Origin of the sequence: Streptomyces sp. 2A115 (genome assembly GCF_052245575.1) — a bacterium.
Classification (GTDB): Bacteria; Actinomycetota; Actinomycetes; order Streptomycetales; family Streptomycetaceae; genus Streptomyces.
Window position 1 is genome coordinate 1 of sequence record NZ_JBQQCG010000037.1, and the last position, 20,754, is coordinate 20,754.

The window sequence follows — 20,754 nt, forward strand, 5'->3', positions numbered from 1 at the left end:
GCCTTGTCCTGCGTCCTGCGTCCTGTCCGAGGCTGCTGTGTCTGTGAGTCCTGTCCAGGAGCGGAATGCGAGACCCCGGACCTGCACTTGTTTGGCGGCGTCGGTGGTGGCTACGCGGGCGACATGCGATACCCATCGATCCGGGAGGTGCCCATGACCCCGCAGATACGTGACGTGATGTCACCTGGCGCGGCCGCGGTCGAGCCGATGACCACGGTGGCCGCGGCTGCCCGGTTGATGCGTGAGCAGGACATCGGCGACGTCCTGGTGACGTACGACTGCGACCTGTTCGGCGTCCTCACCGACCGCGACATCGCGATCCGGGCCGTCGCCGAGGGCCGCGACCCGCGCAGCACGCCCGTCGGGTCGGTGTGCACCCGCCCGCCCTTGGTGACCCTGGCCCCCGACGACACCACCGACCGAGCGGCCGTCCTGATGCGCCAGTACGCCGTCCGCAGGTTGCCCGTCGTCGAACGCGGCGGCTGTCCCGTCGGCATCGTCAGCCTCGGTGACCTCGCCGTCAGCGAGGATCCGCGCTCCGCTCTGGCGGACATCAGCGAGGCCGCCCCGAACACCTGAGTGGCAGCCGAGAGAGGCCGGTGGCTGTCGATCGGCGGCTGTCGACTGGGCTGGGCGGCGAGGCCGGGGCCGCCCGAGCTGCCCGCGAACAGGACGGAGGCCAGATCGTCGTCGAGTGACGGTCGGACCTGCCTGCCTGTGGCCGTGTGAGCCGCTCACAGGGTCGTCCGGTTCACAGGGTCAGGGCGAAGACCAGGAAGAAGGCCGCGCAGAGCAGGACCACGATCAGGATGATGGCCAGCGGGCCCTTGGCCCACCCCTTGGAAGGGTTGTATGTCTCCCGTGGGCCTGCCCAGGGCGTGCTGCCCTCCGCGGGCGGCGTCTCACCCGGCGGTACTCCTCCTCCCGGTTCAAGGCCAGGGGTGTTGCGAGGGTCGGGATCGGGATTCGTCTCATTCATGGCGCACGCTCTCTTCGTAGGCCGGTCGTACTCGGGCCGATCGCACTCAGGCCGGTCGTACTCACGGCCGCTCCACCGCGAACTCGACAGCGGCCTTCGCCGCCATCGCACTGTTTCGGTAAAGGCGTGGTGTGTATGGGAGGCGAGTTGCCGGGCGGCCCTGTCCCAAACGAGGCCGCAGCCGTGCGTAGCCGTACGCGAACGAGGCCGTCGCCGCACGCGCGGTTCAGCCCGGCGCGGCTTCCCGTCCTGGCCGCGCCGGGATACCAACGGTCAGCCCGCGTCGGGCAAGGAACGCGCGAGGACGGCACCGAAGTCGGCGGAGGCCGGCAGCGTGCCGAAGGTGTTCCCCCAGTCGCCGCCGAGCCGGCTCGCGCAGAACGCGTCGGCGACCGCGGGCGGGGCGTGCCGGACCAGGAGCGAGGCCTGAAGCGTCAGCGCCATCAGCTCCACCAGGCGACGGGCCCCGGTCTGGCTGCCGTCCGGGCCGGACAGCTGGTCCTTGAGGCGGACCACGGCCGCGTCCAGGTGGGCGTCGGCCCCGTGCGCCAGGGCGAGCTCCGAGAGCAGTGCTTCGGCGGTGTCGGGTGCCCGGCCGAGGGCGCGCAGCACGTCGAGGGCGTTGACGTTGCCCGAGCCCTCCCAGATGGACAGCAGGGGAGCCTCCCGGTAGTGGCGGGGCATGCCGGACTCCTCCACATAGCCGTTGCCGCCGAGACACTCCAGAGCCTCGGCGGTGAAGGCGGGGCCGCGCTTGGTCACCCAGTACTTGCCGACGGCGGTGGCGATCCGGCGGAACGCGGCCTCGTGCCCGTCGCCCCGGACGGCGCGGTCGGCTGCTCCCGCGAGCCGTAGCGTGAGCGTCGTGGCGGCCTCGGACTCCAGCGCGAGATCGGCCAGCACGTTGCGCATGAGGGGCTGGTCGATCAGCGGTGCCCCGAACGCACCGCGGTGCTTGGTGTGGTGGCCCGCCTCGACGAGGGACTTGCGCATGAGCGTCGCGGTCAGCATCACGCAGTCCAGCCGCGTGAAGTTGACCATTTCGATGATTGTCTTGACGCCGCGTCCTTCGGGGCCGACCAGCCAGGCCACGGTGTTGTCGAACTCCGGCTCCGAGGAAGCGTTCGACCGGTTGCCCAGTTTGTCCTTCAGGCGCTGGATGCGGAAGGTGTTGCGTGTGCCGTCGGGCAGGATCCGCGGCACGAGGAAGCAGGACAGGCCGCCGGGCGCCTGGGCCAGGACCAGGAACACGTCGCACATCGGAGCCGACGTGAACCACTTGTGGCCGCGCAGCGTGTACACGCCGGGCTCCATGGTCGGCGTGGCGGTGGTGGAGTTGGTCCGGACGTCCGAGCCCCCCTGCTTCTCGGTCATGCCCATCCCCGCGAGCAGTCCTCGCTTCTCCGTCGGTACGCGCAGGCCCGGCTCGTAGACCCGGCTGACCAGCAGGGGCTCGTAGACCGCGGCGAGGTCGGGCTGTCGGCGCAGGGCGGGGACGGCGGCGTAGGTCATCGAGGTGGGGCAGCCGTGTCCGGCGTCGGTATGGCTCCACACCAGTCCGCCGGCGGTGCGGGCGACATGGGCGCCCGGTCGGCCGTCCGCCCAGGGTGCGGCGGCCAGGCCCTCGGAGACCGCGGCTCCCAGCAGGTGGTGCCAGCTGGGATGGAACTCGACCTCGTCGATCCGGTTGCCGAAGCGGTCGTGCGTGCGCAGCTCCGGCTCGTACCGGTTGGCCTGCTCGCCCCACAGCTGGGCCTTTTCGCTCCCGGCCCGGCGACCGAGCCGCCGGATGTCGTCCTCGGCCCAGCCGGCGCCCTCACGGCGCAGCCCCTCCAGCAGGGCCGCGTCCTGCGAGGAGTCGTACGGAGCGAGGGGCGGGGCCTGGTTGGCGACATCGTGCGTGGCAGCCGTAGCAACCGGGGCAGTCGTGGCGATCTGCTCGGACGCGAGATTCGATACCATGCCGCCAGTGTTGCATTTTTTCTGCGACTGAATCAATGACGTAATGCGCGGCTCTGGTGGGCGATTCTCGGTCGCGGGGGAGCGACGTAAGCGACGTAGCGAGCGACGTATACGTGTCTGCCGCGCCCGCACCTGAACCTCGCGCACCCTGACCGGGCACAATGCCGTCCATGCGGATGAACGCCTCTCTGTCGCCGACCGACCTCGAGCTGCGGCCGCTGTCCGCGCGATCGGTCGTCCTGAGTCTGCTGCTGGGCGTACACCCGCCCGAGCTTCCGGTGCGGGATCTGGTCCGCGGCGTGGAGCCCTTCGGCATCGCCGGTTCCACGTTGCGAGCCGCGCTCAGCCGGATGGTGGCGGCGGGCGACCTGCACCGCGAGGACACGGTCTACCGGCTCAGCGACAGACTGCTGGAGCGCCAGCGGCGTCAGGACGACGCCGTCCACCCCAAAACGCGTGCCTGGCAAGGCGATTGGGAGATGGTCGTCGTCACCGCGACCGGCCGCGCGCCGGCCGAACGAGCCGAGCTGCGCGCCGAGTTGTCCGGCCTGCGCCTCGCGGAACTGCGCGAAGGCGTATGGCTCCGGCCCGCCAACCTGGAGCGCTCCTGGCCCGACCACCTGGCGGAACTCGCCCAACGCTTCACCGCACGGCCCGAACAGCCCTCACGCGCCGTGGCCGCGAATCTGTGGCCGCTCGACACCTGGGCCGACACGGCCAACGCCCTGCTGGCCCACGTCGCGCGGGTGGAACGGCCGGCCGACCGCTTCGCCACCTTCGCGACCATCGTCCGGCACCTGGTCGCCGACCCCGTCCTGCCCGATGAACTCCTCCCCGCGGACTGGCCCGCACCGGCTCTGCGCGGCACGTACACCGACTACCAGCGGGAGGTGATCGAGACGCTGTGATGGCGCGGAGCTCCACCTCCGGTCCACTCCCGCTCGACCTACGGTTGAGCCACCCCTGCCAGGGAGGCCAGATGATCAGTTCCGCCACCAGCCTGGGCGCACACGCGCCGCACCGCGACGGTTCCGCGGCTTCCGCCAGGCCCTCGTCTGTACCTGACGCCGTACTCGCCTCTGTCGCCGAGTTGGTCGAACGCGCCCGTGTCCTCGCCGACGGGGACGGGCGGCGGATCCTCGGCATCACCGGTGCGCCGGGCGCGGGCAAGTCGACCCTGGCCCGGCAACTGGTCGAGGCGCTGGGGCCGGACACGGCCGTGCTCGTCCCGATGGACGGCTTCCACCTGTCCAACACCATGCTGCGCGCCCTCGGACGCCGCGACCGCAAGGGCGCCTGGGACACCTTCGACGCCGACGGTTACGTCCATCTGCTGCTGCGGCTCCGCTCCTGTGACGAACCAGTCGTGTACGCACCCGACTTCGACCGTGAAATCGAGGAGTCCATCGGCTCGGCCCTGTCGGTGCCCCGCGAGATCCCGCTGGTCGTGACCGAGGGCAACTACCTGCTGTCCGAGGAAGGCTCCTGGGGCCGGGTCGCCGAACTCCTCGACGAGAGCTGGTACTTGGAGATCGACGACGCCCTTCGCCGACAACGCCTCGTGGCCCGCCACGAGGCGCACGGCAAGCGGCATGACGAAGCCGTCGCCTGGACCCACGGAAGCGACCAGGCCAACGCCGAACTGGTGGCCCGCGGCCGGACCCGTGCCGACCTCGTCGTCAAGGTCGAGCCGACAGCCGGATTCGGAGCAGAGGGGCTGCACCCGAAGTAGGCGGCCTGGACCGCGGGCACGGACATGGGTGCGGAGGGGATGGTGCGACTTCGTCGGGCCGACGCACGCCAGGAGCCGACCCCTTTCTGACGAAACGCCAAGTCACGCCAATCAGCCAATCAATGGGCTGCGTCTCGCCGCAGCGAACGCCCGCAGGTCACCGAGGTCCGAGGGAGGCTGCAACTCTGCGCCTGGTCGGTGTGGTTGCCGAACAATGTAGGCCCTGCGGGACTCTCTCGGGACGTGCGATCAGCGGGCTGCCGCACCTCGGGTGGCGAAGCCGATGACCGCGGCCGACGCGGCGAGCACCGCGATGCTGGTGAGGGCGGCGGGCAGGGAGAGCCAGTCCGCCATGAACCCGATGGCGGGTGGTCCCAGGAGCATGCCGCCGTAGCCGAGCGTGGACGCGATCGCGACTCCGTCGGGGCCGGCCAGCGTGCCGGCGCGTTCGATGGCGACGGGGAAGAGGTTGGCGAGGCCGAGCCCGGTGATCACGAAGCCGAGGAGCGCCGCCCACAGGGAGGGGGCGAGCGCGCCGAGCAGCATGCCGAGCGCGGCGGTCGTGCCGCCGGCTACCAAGGTGCGTGTCTGGCCCAGACGTTCGAGCAGCTGCGTGCCGGTCAGCCGGCCGATGGTCATGGCGAGGGCGAAGCAGGAATAGCCGACGGCCGCGACGCCCGGTGTGGCGTCCAGGTCCTGCTCCAGGTGCAGGGCACTCCAGTCGGCCATGGCTCCCTCGCCGTAGGCCGTGCACAGGGCGATGAGGCCGAAGGTGATCACGAGAGGGCGGGTGCGGGTGCCCGGGCGGCGCGGCGCGGACTCCGCCCGCGGCGCGTTCTCCGGTGATGTCGGGGGCTGGATGCGCAGCAGGGTGCGGCCCGCGAGGGCGGTGACGAGCAGGCCGATAGCGGTGAGGCCGAGCAGGTGTTGCGTGGGGGACAGCGCCCCGGCGACCAGTGCACCGAGTCCGGCGCCGATCATGCCTCCGAGGCTGAAAGCGGCGTGGAAGCTGGGCATGACGGGGCGTTGCAGCGCCCTCACCAAGTCGATCGCGGCGCTGTTGAACGCGACGTTTATCCCCCCGTACGCGCTGCCGAAGATCAGCAGTACGGCGCCCAGCGCAAGCGTGGAGTGGGTGAGTGGTGGTAGGGCGACGCTGAGGGAGAGGAGGACGGCGCTGGCGACGGTGACTTGGTGGTTGCCGTAGCGGCGGCAGAGGCGGCCGGTGAGCATCATCGTGATGACCGCTCCGGCGGAGACGCCGAGGAGGGCGAGTCCGAGGGCGCTGGGGGAGGCGCCGGTCTGTTCCTTGATGGCGGGGATGCGGACGACCCAGCCGGCGAAGATGAAGCCGTCGAGGGCGAAGAAGACGGTCAGGGTGATGCGGAGCCGGGTGAGGGTGTTGCCCGGCACGACGTTGTGCGTTCGGGCTTTGTTTATTAGCGGCACAAACTCAGGCTAGGTGGGGGCGGGCGGGTGGAGCAAGAGAGTTGACGGGGGGAGAAGGTGACCACGACGTAGGCAGCGAGCGTCTGCAGCGCGAGGATGCCGATCACTCCGGGAGTGTTCACCCTGGTGTTCGCGACCGCGTGGTCGCGGTACCTCTCACGCGGCCCGCCGGAGTGGCTGATGGCCAAGCCGACCGGCATGGCGCGCCACGTCCGATGAACGCGTCGCGGCGCCGCCCCCGACCGGCCGAGCGCGGTGCCCGTCCGGGAGCTTCCCGGACGGGCACCGGCCCTTCGCTCAGGATGTCGTGCCGGTCACCGTGCTTCCCGACTTGGTCACGTAGTACGTCGTGGTGGCGCCGCTCCAGAAGTGGAAGGTGAGCTTGACGCGAGTGTCACCCTTCACCGCGTTGAGGAAGGCGGGAGTCAGGCGGATGGCCTTCCTGGTCTTGTCCGGTGCGAAAGAGGTGTTGAACTGCTGGAAGGGCGTCCAGCTGGTTGGGCCGGCGTTGCCGCCGTCCGCGTAGGTGGCCTCCATCGTCGCCAGCACATCGCCCCTGAGCCGCGTGGGGATCCGGAACGAGTTCGTCGTCCCGGTCGTGTTCGACTGCACCGGGGTTTCCTGGCTGATCACCTGGATCCGCCAGGGGACACCGCGGGAGAACTCGGCCTGCAGGGTCGCGTTGACCCCGTGGGAACGGTCCCCGACGAGCCGGGTGAGCGCGGCCGCCCTCAGGGTCAGCCGGTTGCCGGCAAGGGTGTAGTCCTTGCCGTTGACCAGCTTGGTCGTGCCGTGCTTGAGAGCCTTGAAGGTGGCTCCGTTCAGGTTCAGGGTGAGCGTACGGTCCTTGATGCGGCCGGACTTCGGCACGAAGACGTTGTCCGTGGAAGCGGTTGCCGAGCGTGTGGTCCAGCTCGACTTGATCTGGCGGTACATCCCGGCGTCCTTCCACCGCAGCTTGTCGCGGTCGAAGAAGGCGCCGTTGTCCCACAGGACGGTGGTGACCTTGTTGGTGCGAGCGGTGTGGCCGAACGCCTCGAAGTACTTCTGCATCTCCCCGCGTTCCACGGCGCCGGGGCCGTGGTCGTAGCCGAGCAGACCGTACTCGCCGATGACGACGGGGATGTTCTTGGCGACGAAGGTGTCATGTATCCGCTTGAAGGTCTGGCTCAGGTCTTTCTGAACCGTGGCGTCGAAGCGGGTCGTGCCGGCGACGTTCACGCTGAACGGGAAGTAGCCGTAGTAGTGCACGGTGGCGATGAGCCTTGGGTCGCGTAGCGACTTGATCGTGCTGGCGAGGTTGTTCATCAGCCGCTGGTCCGGTGTGCAGACCTGGGTGGGCAGCATGAGCAGCCGCTTGCCGTTGTTGCCGCCCGACTTGCGCACGATGCCGTGGAACGACTTGTTCAGCTCGTTGAGCAGTTCGGCCTTACGGGCGTCGTCGGCGCTCTCGAACTGGGGCTCGTTGACGCTCTCGAAGACCAGCTTGGCGGACTCGTTCCTGAACGTGGCTGCGATCTGGGTCCAGGTGGCGTTGAAGCGGTCGAGCACCTTGTCGTGGTCGGTGGACATCGAGTCGGCCCACTGCCAGGAGTCGTGGTGGATGTCGATGATCACGTAGAAGCCGCTGTCGAGCGCCTGGTCGACCACTTGCCCGACCCGCTTCAAGTACGCCGGATCGATGGTGTAGTTCGGCGCCGCTCCCTGGTGGTCGGTCCAGGTCACAGGGACGCGGATGCTGTTGAAGCCCTGGGAACGGACCTTGTCCAGCAGGGCCTTCGTGGTGCGGGGCTGGCCCCACGAGGTCTCGTCCGGGATGGCGTCCAGACTGTTGCCCAGGTTCCAGCCCGGCTGCATCGCGGCCACGGCGGCCATCGCGTCGCCGGGAACCGGAGCCGCGGCCGCCTCGGGCCGCGCGTCGTCACCGAACGTCCCGAAGACCGCGCCGTAGGCGAGAACGCCCGCGGCTGTCAGCGCCAGCGGCGTACCCACTGCCAGCCGAAGGTTGCGTCGGCGGTGCTGTGGGGCCTGCTGCTTCTTCATTGCTCATCCGTTCTGGAAGATCGAGCCGGTATCTCCCCTCAGTCGCCGTCGACGGGCGGGAGGTTGCCGACCTTCACAGGAAATACACAGGTCCGCCCGCCGTCGGCCGACCCGGTACAGAGGTGTCACGGCAGTCGGCGCAGCTGCGGTTCCTTCCAAGGGTCCGCCAACGGCGGCTCCCCGCAGTAATGGAATATGACCGAGATCGGCCGAATGCGCCGGGGGGCGGGCTCTTGGTCCGTCCCCCGGTGCATTCCGAGCGAAGGCGTCGGCCCGGGCGACACCCGCCGGCCGGCGGTCAGACCGAATGAGGGTAGATGTCCGTCAGCGGACGCTGAACGTCGCGCGCGGGCGGCCTCGACGCGGAACTCGTACGGGCCGTGCGAACCTGCGCCCCGTGTCGTTCGAGCACAAGGCGGGCCGTACGGGCCATGGCCTCGTCGACCATCTGACCTTGGAACGTCACGGCGCCCGTCCCTTCTCTCTGTGCCGCCTCGACCGCCGCGATCAGCTCTGCGCAGCGGGCGAGTTCGGCGGAGCTGGGAGAGAACACCTCATTGATCACGGGGACATGGGAGGGATGGATCGCCATCATGCCTTCGTAGCCGAGGGAGCGGTTCTGTTCGGCGAAGGCGCGTAGCCCCGGCAGGTCGCCGATGCGCGTCCACAGTCCGCTGACCGGGCATGGCACTCCGGCTGCCCTGGCGTCCAGCAGAACGCGGGAGCGCAGTGCCACCGTTTCGGTTCCCTCTGGGCTCCAGCGGTAGCCGACGGCGCGTTCCACGTCGCCGCCGGGGGCGGTGAGAGCGCCCAAGTAGGCGATGCGCGAGGCGGCTTGGGCGATGTCGTAGGCCTCGCGCAGGGCACGCGCCGTCTCCAGCAGGGGCACCAGGGCGATGCGTCCCGGCGGCAGGCCCTGTTCCTGTTCGCACCAGGCCAGCAGCCGGTCGGCAAGCTTGACATCCTGGGCGCAGCGGACCTTGGGAAGGACGACACCGGCGAGTCCGGGCCGTACGACCGCCCGCAGTTCCTCGGCCCCGGCCCAGTCGTCCAGCGGGTTGACACGGACGAACAGCGCCATCCGTCCCGCCTGCTCGGCCGACCTGGCGGCGGCCTGTGCGACGGCGTCGGCCACCTGCGCACGGGCGGCGAGCCTGCCCGAGGCGGGCACCGCGTCCTCCAGGTCGAGGATGGCCGCGTCGGCGCCCGCCGCCCGGGCCTTGGGCAGCCAGTCGGTTCTGGTGCCGGGGACGAAGAGCAGCGAGCGCAGCGGGGGCCGGTCGACCGCTCCCGCGTCCCCCTCGGGGGGCCTCTCCGAAGGCGCCTCAGATGACATCGCTCTTCTCCAGGTCGGCCAGCTCGTCCGGGCTGAGTCCGAGCCACTGCCCGTAGACGAGGTGGTTGTCCTGTCCGAGGGAGGGCCCCGTCCGCCAGACCCGCCCGGGGCGCTGCCGGAAGTGCGGGATCACCGCCTGCATACGTACCGGACCGAGATCGGGGTCATCGACGGTGACGATGTCTTCGCGTTCGGCGTACACGGGGTCGGCGGCGATGTCCGCGGCGTCGAACACCCGTGAGGCCACGACTTCGGCACGGGTGAACTCCTCCAGGCACTCGCCGGTGTCGCGCTCCGCCACCCAGTCCCGCAGCTTCTCGTCCAACTGTTCGCGCCGGTCGTACTGTTGCCGAGCCGTGGCGAACTCCTCCTCGGGGAGTCCCAGCAGGCGGGCGATGTTGCGGACCGAGCGCAGCGTCGCGGAGGTCACCGTGATCCACTCGCCGTCGCGGGAGCGGTAGGTGTTGATCACGGCCCCCGGGGCGACCGCCAACTGGTTGCCGGAGCGTTCGGGCACTCGTCCCAACTGGTCGTGCACGATGACCTGCCACTCGACCAGACGGAACAGGGACTCGAAGAGAGCGAGGTCGATCCACTCGCCGTCGAACCCGGGGTCGTGGTCGCGGCGGTGGAGGGCGGCGAGGACGGCGTAGGCGCCCATCAAGCCGGTCACGGCGTCGCCGTGCGAGAAGCCGGTGTGGACGGGCGGGCCGTCGGGAAAGCCGGTCAGGTGGACGACGCCGCTGCGCGCCTCACCCACCTTGCCGAAGCCGGGGGCGTCCGCCTGCGACGAGGTGGCGCCGAAGCCGGAGATCTGCAGCAGTACGGCCCGGGGGTTGATCCGGTGCACGGAGTCCCAGTCGAGTCCCCAGCTGCGCAGGCGTCCCGCGCGCAGGGTGACGATGACGACGTCCGCCCAGGCGACGAGCCGGTGGGCGACGAGTCGGCCTGCCTCGTGGTGCAGATCGAGGGTGACCGAGCGTTTGTTGCGGCCGGCGACCTTGAACCACAGGGGAACGCCGTCACGTTGGGGCCCCATGGCGCGGGCCGCGTCTCCGGCGCCGGGGGGTTCTACGTGTACGACGTCGGCCCCTTGGTCGGCGAGCATCGAGCCCGCCAGCGGACCGGCGACCACATGGGCGAACTCGACCACTTTCAGGCCGTGCAACTGCCCGCTTCCGGTGGTGTTCCGCTCGTCGTCCGACACCGATGTGCTCCTTTGCCCCTGCTGTTCCGCGTGGGTCCCCGACAGCGTCGTCCGCCTTGGTGCGGCGCGGCCGTCGCCGTTGTCTTCAGACTGCCGGAGTGGAGAAATGCCTGTCGAGCAACAGAAGGCCATCAATCAATGCGAAAAACGCATGGATGGGGGAGGGTTGGTGCGCGGGCTCAAGCCCACGAAACCCCGGGCGGAAGTGGACGCCCCTGGAGGCGGAACTCTTCGAGTGTCTCCAGGAACCGTTCCGTCACGGTCGGAAGCGTTCGCCGAGCGCGCACCGCGATGTCCAGGCGCCGGTCCACCACGGGGTCCACCAGAGGACGGCAGACGACGGCTCCGGCACCCATGAGCGGGAGCACGAGGGCGGGCATCGCCGACACCCCGAGGCCGGCGGTCACCAGTCCCCCCACGGTCGCGATACTGCCCGCCTCGGCCGCCGGTGCCGCGTGCGCGTCGATCTGGGCGAACGCGGCGTCGGTGAGCCGGCGCACGCTCGAGTCGCGCCCGATGGCCAGGAACGGCTGACGAGCCAGGTCGTCCCAGGCGATCTCGTGGCGGTCGGTGAGAGGGTGGCCTTCCGGCAGCACCGCGACGAAGCGGTCCCTGACCAGGGGGCGGTGCTCCAACTGCTCCGGCGGGTTACCGACGGTGGTGATCGCGAAGTCGGCGTCGCCGGACAGGACCCGGTCCAGTACCGACCGCTCCAGGCCGTCGAGGAGTCGTACCGCCACCTGTGGCCGCCGCTCGCGGAAATCGGAGATCACCTGGGGCAGGAGCACCGCCGCGACGGAGGGAAGGGTGGCCACGGCGACCGTTCCCGACTCGCCGAGCAGGTAACGCCTGAGCTCCTTCATGCCCGCCCGGTGAGCGGTGACGATCTGCTCGGCGACACGCAGGGCCTCGACGCCCGCCGCGGTCAACTGCACGTTTCGGGTGTCCCGTTCGAGGAGTTGCACGCCGAGTTGTCGCTCCAGATCCGCGACCGCGCGGCTGAGCGAGGACTGGGACACGTGCATCTCCGCGGCGGCCGCGGTGAAGCTCGCGGCCCGGGCGACGGCCGCGTATGCCGCCAGTTGTCGCAGGGTGGTGGCCTCCATGGCCGACGAGCATAGGGCGCTCCGCTCGAATTGATGCGCTTAACGCATGAACAGATCTCGGTTTGATGCTGGACACCGATCCGCCGGTGCTCCGAAACTCTCGCGTAACACCTCGGCCTGCCTCCCCCGCCCAGTCCGCCCCACCGCCGCCGCGGGCCGTCTTCGAGAAAGCGAGCGCCGTCATGCTGGCAGCCCTGGGCTTCGCCACGATCGCCGTCCTCCTGCTGCTCACCATGACCAAACGCGCCTCGGTACTGGTCGCTCTGATCCTGCTTCCGGTGCTGGCGGCGCTCATCGGCGGCTTCGCGGGCGATCTGGGCGAGTTGATTCTCGGTGGGCTGTCCAAGGTGGCCCCCACCGGCATCATGATCGCGTTCGCGGTCCTGTACTTCAGCCTGATGGTGGACGCCGGGCTCTTCGACCCTCTGATCCGCGGCCTGTTGCGCGTGGCGCGTGGCGACCCGTTGCGGATCACCGTCGCAACAGCCGTCCTCACACTGTGCGTGGCCCTGGACGGCGACGGTGCCTCCACCTTCCTCATCACCGTCTCCGCGCTGCTGCCGGTCTACAAGAGACTCGGGATGAACCCCCTTGTACTGTCCGGCGTCGTCTGCCTGGGCGCAGGCGTGATGAACATGGTCCCCTGGGGTGGCCCGACCGTACGCGCCATGGCGGCACTGAAGCTGGACAGTTCCGAGGTCTTCAACCCGGTGCTGCCCGCGATGGGCTTCGGTGTCGTCTGGGTGCTGGTGGCCTCGTACCTGCTCGGCCGCCGGGAGCGCAATCGTCTTGCCGCGCTGGCCCCGCGGGGTCCGGCCACGGACGTGCGCGAGGACGAGGACGAGCGGGACGACCGTGAACCCGCCGCTTCGACGACGGTCACGGTGACCACGGAACCCGAGTCGAGTCCGCACGCCACTCCCGCGACGGCTGACGGGGAGCGTCAGGCCCTCCGGGCTCCCGGGGACGGGCCCGGCACCGTCCGGATCCCGCCGCTGCCGCGGACCTGGCTGAACATCTTCAATCTCCTGCTCACCATCGCCCTCGTGGTCTGCCTCATCCAGGAAGTGATGCCGCTTCCGGTGTTGTTCGTCCTCGGGTTCGCGATCGCGCTGCTGGTCAACCACCCCACCTGGGAACAGCAACAGGCGCTGCTCGACAAGCACGCCAAGAGCGTGGTCCTCGTCACCACGATGATCTTCGCGGCCGGCGTCCTCACCGGGATCCTCACCGGAACCAGGATGATCGACGAGATGGCCGAGACGCTCGTCTCCGTCGTCCCCGACTCCCTCGGATCGCACCTGCCCGTGGCCGTGGCCGTCACCGGCATGCCGCTGAGCATGGTCTTCACCCCGGACGCCTACTACTTCGGCGTACTGCCGGTACTCGCCGAGACCGCGCAGGGCTTCGGCACGGACCCGGCCGAGGTCGCCAGGGCCGCCATTCTCGGCCAGATGACCACGGGGTTCCCGCTCAGTCCGCTCACCGCGTCCACCTTCATCCTGGTCGGCATGAGCGGTGTGTCGCTCGGCGAACACCAGCGCTTCATCTTCCGCTGGGCCTTCGCCACCACCCTGGTCATGACCGCCGGCGCCCTTCTGACCGGTGCGTTCCCCCTGTGACCGGTGTCCCGGCCCTGAGCGCAGTCCCCGCCGGCCGCGGGCTCCCGGCAGCCACCGCACATGTCGCTCAGACCTCCAACGTGCCGCCCGTTTCCGGGAGTCCGGAGCAGGGCGAACGGATCCACACGCACCAGGCACCCGGTCCGGGTGCCCCGTCGACCGAGACGAGGACGCATGAGACGGATCACCAGACGTACGGCGCTCGCAGTCACAGCAGGTGCGGTCGCGGCGCCCGCCGTGAGCACGGCGACCGCCGAAGCCGCCGACACCACGACAGCCGCATCCCAAGAACGACAAGTGACCTCCGGGCGCAATCCGGTCCTGCGAACGGACCTGCTCACCCGGGTGACGCCGAGGAACAACTGGCTGGTGACAGCCGTCGCCCTCCAGTACTCGTACCGCGTTGACCTGCGCGGCGGGGTGATCCCGCCCTCGACGTTCCAGGTGAAGGCCACGGTGGGCGGGCAGACAGCGGCTCGCACGGTGACCCGGGTCTACTCCAGCACCACCGCCGAAGTGGACGACCGATCTCGCCCAGGACGGCCGGGGGACCGCCTGATCATCGAACTCGACCCGAACGACTCCAACGCGCGGGCCGCGGGCACCGACCCCCTTCCGCTCGACCGCGCCTATTCCGTCAGACAAGTGGCGGACGTGCACACCCCGGAAGGCGAACCAGTGCTCAAGGCCGGTCCGTTCGCGAGCCGGAACGACGACGTCATCACTCCCGTGGTCGACGACTTCACCGCCGGTTCCTTCACCGACTCCGCGGGTTTCGAACTGGACTTCCGGCTCCACCAGCCCGAGGGATTCGTACGGAACCCGCAGACGCGCAAGCGGTACCCACTCGTCGTCACCCTGCACGGCGGTGGCGAAGTCGCCGACAACAACATGACCCAGCTCACCTCCAACCGGATCGCGGTCACGTTCGCCAAACCGGAACGACAGCGCCGCGACCCAGCGTTCGTCCTCTCTCCCCAGATCCCCCTTCCCCGTCCCATGGACGGACCCGACGGCACGGACTGGACCGACGCCAAGGTCCAGGCCGCTCTGATCGAACTCATCGACACCTTCGTGAGCGAGTACTCCCGATACGTGGACACAGCCCGGCTCTATCTCGTCGGTCTGTCCTCGGGCGGACGCGGTATCTACAGCCTGCTGGCGAAGCGACCCGACGGGTTCGCGGCCGCCCTGCCCACGGCCGGCTGGGGCGACCCGGCCACCATGGACAGGATCACGGACATCCCGATCTGGGCCGACCACTCCGTCGACGACCCGGTCGTCCCTTACCGGGAGGGCCGGTTCGGCAAACCCGGCACATGGACCCTGATGAACGCGCTGGAGACCGCCGGTGCTCGGGTCACCCGTGGGGAGTGGGCCAACGATCTACCGAAAGCAGAGTTCGAGGCCCGGTCCCGGGCACTCCTACGGCAGGCCCGGGCCACGCGCAGCCACGTACTGTTCACGAGCTACACGCCCGGAACGACACCGGTGAACCCACACCTCGCATGGGCCCAGACCTACGAGAACGACGTGGTCATCGACTGGCTCTTCGAGCAGTCCCGGTAGCAGCCGCACGCGGCGCCCCTTCGCGCACTCCGCTGTCCGGTTACCGCGCTCTCACCACTATCCGGAGGTAAACCAATGGATCCATCCCGTCGTTCGACCAACGCGACCGTGCAGTTACGGACCCGACCCCGCGCCATGACGGCACTGATCGCCCTGGTGACCACCCTCGGCTTGGCGCTGACTCTGCTGACAGCCGCCGCCCCGCCGGCGGCCGCAGCCGTCCCGGACCCGACGACTGCCTCCCTGGAGGCCACCAACGGGCCGCTGACCACCGCCACTTACACCGTTCCCAGGCCAACCGGGTACGGCTCCGGCACGGTCACGTACCCCAGGAACAGTGGCTCGTATCCGGGCGTCGTACTGATGCCTGGCTATCAGGGCACCCAGCAGAACCTGCAGTGGCTGGCACCCCGCCTCGCCTCCTGGGGCTTCGTCGTCATCAACGTCGGCACCAACACACTCACCGACGATCCCGCATCGCGCGGCCGCCAGATCAGCGCCGCCGGCACCCAGTTGCTCGCGCTCGGCAACGGCACCGGCAACCCGATATCCGGGAAGCTCAACGGCACGCTCGGCGCGGTCGGTCACTCGATGGGTGGCGGTGGCGTCATGGCGGCCCTCCGGGACGACTCGCGCTTCCGGGCGGGCGTGCCCACGGCCCCGTACTACCCGAACGTGAACTTCTCCGCGGTCACCGATCCCACGTTCTTCCTGACCTGTCAAAGCGACCCCGTCGCCCACGGCAACAGCTACGCGGTGCCCTGGTACAACTCCATGTCCCGGGCCGAGAAGCTCTACATCGAGGTTCCGGGCGACCATCTGTGCCCGATGACGGGCTCCGGCAACAAGGCCAAGCAGGGCAAGTGGATCGTGTCGTTCCTCAGTCTCTGGCTGCGTGCCGACACCCGCTTCCGCCCGTTCCTGTGCGGTCCCGTACGTGATGCCGACAAGAACAACACCTCCCTGGTCACGCGCTGGATGGACACCTGCCCGCTCTGACCTGCCCGTTCTGACCGCCTCGCTCGGAGCGCTCCGCGGCCCGCCGACGCAGCGCTCCGAGCCTGCTGCCGGAACCGTCGTCAGTGCCGGGCGAACTGAACCCCGGTCGGTTGCGCGACGTTCGGCCGCAGCGCGATCCCGGTGATGGTCAGTTGTTCTCCGTAGATGTCCGTGACTCTGATCGAGCCGCCGCACCCGCTGCCGCTCTCGGAGAGGAAGTAGTTGTATTCGGTGCGGGGCAACTGCCGCCAGCCGCCACCGGTCCGGACCTCCAGGCGCGCGACCGGGTTGCGGTGGCCGATCGCCTGGATGCCGCACCAATAACGGCTGGACCCGTCCTTGTATCTGATGGAGATCGTGTCGGACGTGCTGGGACTCAGCAGCTTCCAGGTGATCGGTATCCGGCCGACCTTGAGGTCGGCGAGCTTGGCGAAGGCCTGTTGGCTGAGGTCGAGTTGCCCGGGTGCGCAGGGCAGGGGGCATACGTTGGTGATCCGTACCGTGATCGACTTGCCGTTGGCCGCGCGGACGAGCACGTACGCGCCGCACGCCCTGGACGTTTCGTAGTCCGTGGCGTTCATGGCCGCGATCATGAGGTCGGGACTCGGGCCGAACAGGCAGGCGCCGTTTCCGTCGGCGGCCTCGTAGGCGGTGGCGACCCCGGTGTAGGGGGTGTTGGGCCGAATCCGTCCCGCCAACGATGGAGTGGTGGGCGCCGTTCGCGGGGGCCGCGGAGTGGCTTTGGCCGAAGGGCGTGCCGCACGGGTCTTCTCAGCGGCCTTCGGTGTCCGTTTCGGTTTCGGTGTGCTGGTCGCGGGAGGGGTTGCCGATGCGCTCGAGGTGCCCGTCGTGGGGGTGGTTCTCGCCTTGGCGCTGGCGACGGCCGTGGCATGTCCTGCCTCCGCCTCGCGGTCGGGGAGCCCCATGACCAGGTAGGCGAGAACGCCCGCGGCGGTCACCGCCAAGGTGGTGCCCAGCACAAGCCTGCGTCTTTGCCTGCGCTGACGTGCGGCCTGTCTCGCTGTCTTCATACCTGTCCGTTCGGAAGATCGAGCCGATGGTGCACTGCTCAGTGGCCGCAGAGAGCGAAAAGGTTGCCTTCGATTTATCACTGGGGCGTACGCGGGGTTCCGCGGTGGGCGGATCCGGACGGCTTGCCGCATGCCGAGGGTATTGGCGCACCCTGTTTCTCACATTTGACGTCTGCCCGCATCGCGAACACTGTTCGACAAGACGCACGCTCATGTTGGTCGGACAGGAAACCGGTGCCCGGATCCGACCACCCCTTCCACGTCGCGTGGTAGTCGGGCTGTCGAGCTGACCCGATGCCGACAGGGATGCCGGCGCCCTCACGGCGACCCCTCACCTGCCGGCCGCCCACCAGCGGGGCAGGTGCCGGCTTCCCACTCATCAGGGAGTGCCGTTCCCTCGCCGTACCGGGCGTCGTGTGGACCGGCGAGGGGTCAGGACCGGCTGCACGAGCCGATGCCGGTCCACACCGCTGCGGGCGTTGATGAGAGCGATGAGCAGGTCGACCGCTTCGTCGCTCACCCGGTCCGGGCGGAGGCTGAGCGTGGTGACGGGCGGGGGCGTCGTCGCGTAATCCGGGTCCTCGCTGATGCACGCCACCAGCAGATCCTGCGGCACCCGAAGCCCGTGGTGCCGGGCGGCGGCGAGGATGTTGTGACCGGAGTCGGAGTAGATGCCGATGACGGCGTCCGGTCGTGGATCGCGGTCGAGCAGCCGGCTGACAGCGTCCCGTTCAGCCGTGAAGTAGTCGGGCAGCGAGGCGTACTCCTCGACGAGGGCGGGCATGTCGTGCTTGGCGCACCAGGAGGCGTAAGCGCGTCCGATCAGGTGCGGGTACTCGTCGTCGTGCAGCGGCTGGGAGAGTGCGATCCGTTGGGCGCCGGCCTCCGTGAGGTGGTCGAGCAGGAGGCGCAGGCCCGCTTCGTGGTCGGTGTCCACCCACGCGTCGCGCCAGTGCGGCTGGGGCGGCCGGCCGTCGGTGACCATCGGGATGCCCCGCTCCCGCAGGATGGAACGCACCGGGTCATCGGCGCGCGGCCCGACGTGGATGACGCCGTCCACCGGCGTGTTGAGCCACATCCACGGTGACAGGGAACTCGGCATCACCATGAGCATGTAGCCGCGCTCGTGCGCCGCCGCCATCGCGCCCAGCGTCAGCTGTGCGTAATAGGGGATCTCCATGTACGAGACGGGAAGGTCGCCGTACGTCGCCATGGTCAGGCCGAGCACTCCGGTGCTACCGCGGGCCAGGGCCCGGGCCGTGCTGGCCGGGGCGTGACCGAGCTCGCGCGCCGCGGTGAGCACGCGCTGCCTGGTCGCCTCGGACAGCCGTCCGGTGCCGTTGAGCGCGTTCGACACCGTGGCCGTGGACACCCCAGCCCGTGCCGCCACGGCACCGAGCGTGGGACGCCGCCAGACACGCGAACTCGTCATGTGTGTACCCCGTGCGCCTCAACAGCCCCATGACGGCTTGTGGTTAACGCCTTAATCACTCAGCGTACCCGGCGACGGCACGAGGCACGTGTGGTCCGCTCGACCAGCGTGCCGATCGCGGAACAAGAACAGTTGAGGCCAGCAGGGTCAACTTCTCGCCATGTTCCGTATTCTTGCCCGGCCCAGGGGCCGTATCGGATCGGGACGCTCGGGTCCCCGCGACCTCGCGGGTGCCGGGCGCCAGTACGTCACATGGACAAGAGGGGAAGCAGTGGAGGCAACGAGTACACAGGTGCGGCAGCGCGCCATACCTCCGGTCGTCGCGGCGCGGTGGGCGCTGTGGACGTTTGTCATCGTCAACTTGGCGATCGTCGAGGTCTTGTTCCTCACCTCCGGGACCGGCAAGAACGGGGTGCTCACGGTCGCCAAGTTCTTCGGCATGCACGCCGCCGTGCTGATGCTGTTCCAGCTGCTGCTGGTGGCCCGGCTGCCGTGGCTCGACCGCCGTATCGGCATGGACCGGTTGACGGTGTGGCACCGGTGGGTCGGCTTCACCCTGCTGTGGACCCTCCTCACCCACGCCGTGCTGGTGGTGCTGGGCTACGCGAGGCTCGATGACGCGTCGATGACGAAGACGTTCTTCGCGCTGGCCGGAGTGCCGGCCTCCCTGCTCGGTATGGGGGCCGCGGCGATCGTCGTCGTGGTCGCCGCGGTCTCCGCCCGACAGGTGAGGCGGCGGCTGCGGTACGAGACCTGGCACGGCGTGCACCTGCTGCTGTACCTGGCGTTGGGGCTGGCGTTCGTCCACCAGTTGCAGGAGACCACGACCTTCAGCTCCTCCACGCCCGCGATGCTCTACTGGTGGGTCCTGTGGCTGTTCGCGTTCGGTGCCCTGGTCACGGGGCGGATCGTGATGCCTCTGTGGCGCAACGCCTATCACCGATTCGAGGTCACGGCGGTGGTGCCGGAGTCGGACGACGTGGTGTCGGTGCACGTCACCGGCCGCCACCTCGACAGGCTGCCGGTCAGGGCGGGCCAGTTCTGCATCTGGCGGTTCCCCGGGCACAACCACTGGTGGCTGGCCAATCCGTTCTCGCTGTCGGCGGCACCCGACGGCCGCACATTGCGCCTGACCGCCAAGGCGGTCGGCAGCGCCAGCGCCGGCCTGCGGCACGTCCCGGTCGGGAGCCGCGCGTTCGTCGAGGGGCCGTACGGGGCGTTCACCTCGTTGCATCGAACGCGGCCCGGCGCGCTGCTGATCGCCGGAGGCGTGGGGATCACGCCGGTTCGAGCCCTGTTGGAGGAGGAACCGGCCGGCGACGTCGTCGTGCTCTACCGGGTGCGCAGCGAGGACGACGCCGTGCTGGTCGACGAGGTACGAACTCTGGTTGCGGACCGCGGCGGGCGGCTGCACCTGCTCACCGGCCGCACGGGGGAGAGCAGCCCGCCGTTCGAGCCGGAGAGTCTCCGTACCCTGGTTCCCGACATAACCGAACGCGACGTGTACGTCTGTGGCCCGCCCGCGATGACCTCGACCGTGCTCAGCGCCCTGCGCAGTCTGAAGGTTCCCCACCTCCAGGTGCACGCCGAGCGGTTCGGCCTGGCCTGACGGCGCTGAGGCTCCGACGGCCGCGCCCATCGGAGCCTCAGCGCAGATCCACGGGCCCCCGCCACCGCCTACCGTGCGGTTTCGAAGCCCTGTCCAGTAGCTGTCGGACTGCGTAGCTGTCGGGCTGTGCGAAGCCGACCGATCCGCCTGAGCGCACAGTTGAGCTGACAGGCTCCGAGCACCGCCGCGGTGCTCCTACTCGCGGCCAGACCTCCTTCGTCCACAGCTCCACCGTGTCCTCGTCACGATCCATCGCGCGCCGTGCCGGCCTCCGACCCGAGGATGCCTCGTTCGTACCGCGGTACGGCGGCCCCGTCCCGCGGGGCGAGTTCGACGACAGCGGGTCGGCCGTCGTCGAGTCGCACTCGGTAGACCTCGGGCTGTGGGCCTCGACGGTGTCGGCGAGGAACCGCGCTGAGGCGGCCCCGCGGGGACCCCGCCCTGACGGTCGGGTTCAGGCCGGGTACGGCAGGTCGGCATCCGAGGTGCCGGCGGGCTCGATGTGCACGGTTGCGTTCGGGCCGCCGATCCGCAGCCGCCACGGGTGCGGGCTGTCGGCGGGCGCGTGCGTTCTTCACGCGGAATCCACCGACCCGAGAGAGCGAGCATGTCTGTCGCACCCCCCGCGGTACATGTCTCTCCGGCCTCGGACGCCCCCGTCTCAGGGTCACCGTCTGC

Annotated in this window: 16 protein-coding genes; 7 read left to right on the forward strand and 9 right to left on the reverse strand. The window is 69.6% G+C overall.

Annotated elements, in window-relative coordinates:
* Window positions 1-153: 153 nt before the first annotated feature.
* Window positions 154-579, forward strand: coding sequence for a CBS domain-containing protein (locus tag ACTWQR_RS28530; RefSeq protein ID WP_443230047.1), 426 nt, complete (start codon window positions 154-156; stop codon window positions 577-579).
* A 172-nt stretch (window positions 580-751) separates the two neighbouring features.
* Here ACTWQR_RS28530 and ACTWQR_RS28535 read toward each other — a convergent pair whose 3' ends face one another.
* Both ACTWQR_RS28535 and ACTWQR_RS28540 read right to left on the reverse strand, forming a co-directional pair.
* On the reverse strand, window positions 752-979 hold the full coding sequence (locus tag ACTWQR_RS28535) for a DUF6480 family protein (protein ID WP_443230048.1): 228 nt from the start codon (window positions 977-979) through the stop codon (window positions 752-754).
* A 273-nt stretch (window positions 980-1,252) separates the two neighbouring features.
* On the reverse strand, window positions 1,253-2,941 hold the full coding sequence (locus tag ACTWQR_RS28540; RefSeq protein ID WP_443230049.1) for an acyl-CoA dehydrogenase family protein: 1,689 nt from the start codon (window positions 2,939-2,941) through the stop codon (window positions 1,253-1,255).
* A gap of 170 nt (window positions 2,942-3,111) precedes the next feature.
* On the opposite strand from ACTWQR_RS28540, the gene ACTWQR_RS28545 reads away from it, so the two are divergent.
* A complete protein-coding gene (locus tag ACTWQR_RS28545) occupies window positions 3,112-3,849 on the forward strand; it encodes a PaaX family transcriptional regulator C-terminal domain-containing protein (protein ID WP_443230050.1) in 738 nt (245 codons plus the stop codon).
* 71 nt (window positions 3,850-3,920) lie between these two features.
* On the forward strand, window positions 3,921-4,673 hold the full coding sequence (locus tag ACTWQR_RS28550) for a nucleoside/nucleotide kinase family protein (protein WP_443230051.1): 753 nt from the start codon (window positions 3,921-3,923) through the stop codon (window positions 4,671-4,673).
* A 249-nt stretch (window positions 4,674-4,922) separates the two neighbouring features.
* On the opposite strand, the gene ACTWQR_RS28555 is transcribed toward ACTWQR_RS28550, so the two are convergent.
* The 5 genes from ACTWQR_RS28555 to ACTWQR_RS28575 form a co-directional block, all read right to left on the reverse strand.
* Window positions 4,923-6,086, reverse strand: a complete 1,164-nt coding sequence (locus tag ACTWQR_RS28555; protein ID WP_443230052.1) for an MFS transporter — start codon at window positions 6,084-6,086, stop codon at window positions 4,923-4,925.
* Window positions 6,087-6,419: 333 nt separating this feature from the next.
* Window positions 6,420-8,165: a cellulase family glycosylhydrolase gene (locus ACTWQR_RS28560; RefSeq protein ID WP_443230053.1), complete on the reverse strand. Its 1,746-nt coding sequence runs from the start codon at window positions 8,163-8,165 to the stop codon at window positions 6,420-6,422.
* Window positions 8,166-8,463: 298 nt separating this feature from the next.
* On the reverse strand, window positions 8,464-9,501 hold the full coding sequence (locus ACTWQR_RS28565) for an HpcH/HpaI aldolase/citrate lyase family protein (RefSeq protein ID WP_443230054.1): 1,038 nt from the start codon (window positions 9,499-9,501) through the stop codon (window positions 8,464-8,466).
* On the reverse strand, window positions 9,491-10,708 hold the full coding sequence (locus tag ACTWQR_RS28570; protein WP_443230055.1) for a CaiB/BaiF CoA transferase family protein: 1,218 nt from the start codon (window positions 10,706-10,708) through the stop codon (window positions 9,491-9,493). The genes ACTWQR_RS28565 and ACTWQR_RS28570 overlap by 11 nt, the downstream gene beginning before the upstream one ends.
* A 179-nt stretch (window positions 10,709-10,887) precedes the next feature.
* A complete protein-coding gene (locus ACTWQR_RS28575) occupies window positions 10,888-11,814 on the reverse strand; it encodes a LysR family transcriptional regulator (protein ID WP_443230056.1) in 927 nt (308 codons plus the stop codon).
* 182 nt (window positions 11,815-11,996) lie between these two features.
* On the opposite strand from ACTWQR_RS28575, the gene ACTWQR_RS28580 reads away from it, so the two are divergent.
* The 3 genes from ACTWQR_RS28580 (at window position 11,997) to ACTWQR_RS28590 (ending at window position 16,004) form a co-directional block, all read left to right on the forward strand.
* Window positions 11,997-13,436: a CitMHS family transporter gene (locus ACTWQR_RS28580; protein WP_443230057.1), complete on the forward strand. Its 1,440-nt coding sequence runs from the start codon at window positions 11,997-11,999 to the stop codon at window positions 13,434-13,436.
* A gap of 174 nt (window positions 13,437-13,610) precedes the next feature.
* A complete protein-coding gene (locus ACTWQR_RS28585; protein WP_443230058.1) occupies window positions 13,611-15,005 on the forward strand; it encodes a prolyl oligopeptidase family serine peptidase in 1,395 nt (464 codons plus the stop codon).
* Window positions 15,006-15,140: 135 nt separating this feature from the next.
* Window positions 15,141-16,004, forward strand: a complete 864-nt coding sequence (locus tag ACTWQR_RS28590; protein WP_443230059.1) for a poly(ethylene terephthalate) hydrolase family protein — start codon at window positions 15,141-15,143, stop codon at window positions 16,002-16,004.
* Window positions 16,005-16,084: 80 nt separating this feature from the next.
* Here the strand turns inward: ACTWQR_RS28590 and ACTWQR_RS28595 are convergent, their stop codons facing one another.
* Entirely contained in the window at window positions 16,085-16,702 is a 618-nt protein-coding gene (locus ACTWQR_RS28595; protein WP_443230060.1) for an expansin EXLX1 family cellulose-binding protein, read from the reverse strand.
* Window positions 16,703-17,414: 712 nt separating this feature from the next.
* Window positions 17,415-18,467 carry a LacI family DNA-binding transcriptional regulator gene (locus ACTWQR_RS28600; protein WP_443230061.1) on the reverse strand — a complete coding sequence of 351 codons (1,053 nt, stop codon included), beginning with the start codon at window positions 18,465-18,467 and terminating at the stop codon, window positions 17,415-17,417.
* 271 nt (window positions 18,468-18,738) lie between these two features.
* Here ACTWQR_RS28600 and ACTWQR_RS28605 point away from each other — a divergent pair, with 271 nt between their 5' ends.
* The gene (locus ACTWQR_RS28605) at window positions 18,739-20,076 is read left to right on the forward strand and encodes a ferredoxin reductase family protein (protein WP_443230062.1); all 1,338 of its coding nucleotides are present in this window, start codon (window positions 18,739-18,741) and stop codon (window positions 20,074-20,076) included.
* Window positions 20,077-20,754: the final 678 nt, after the last annotated feature.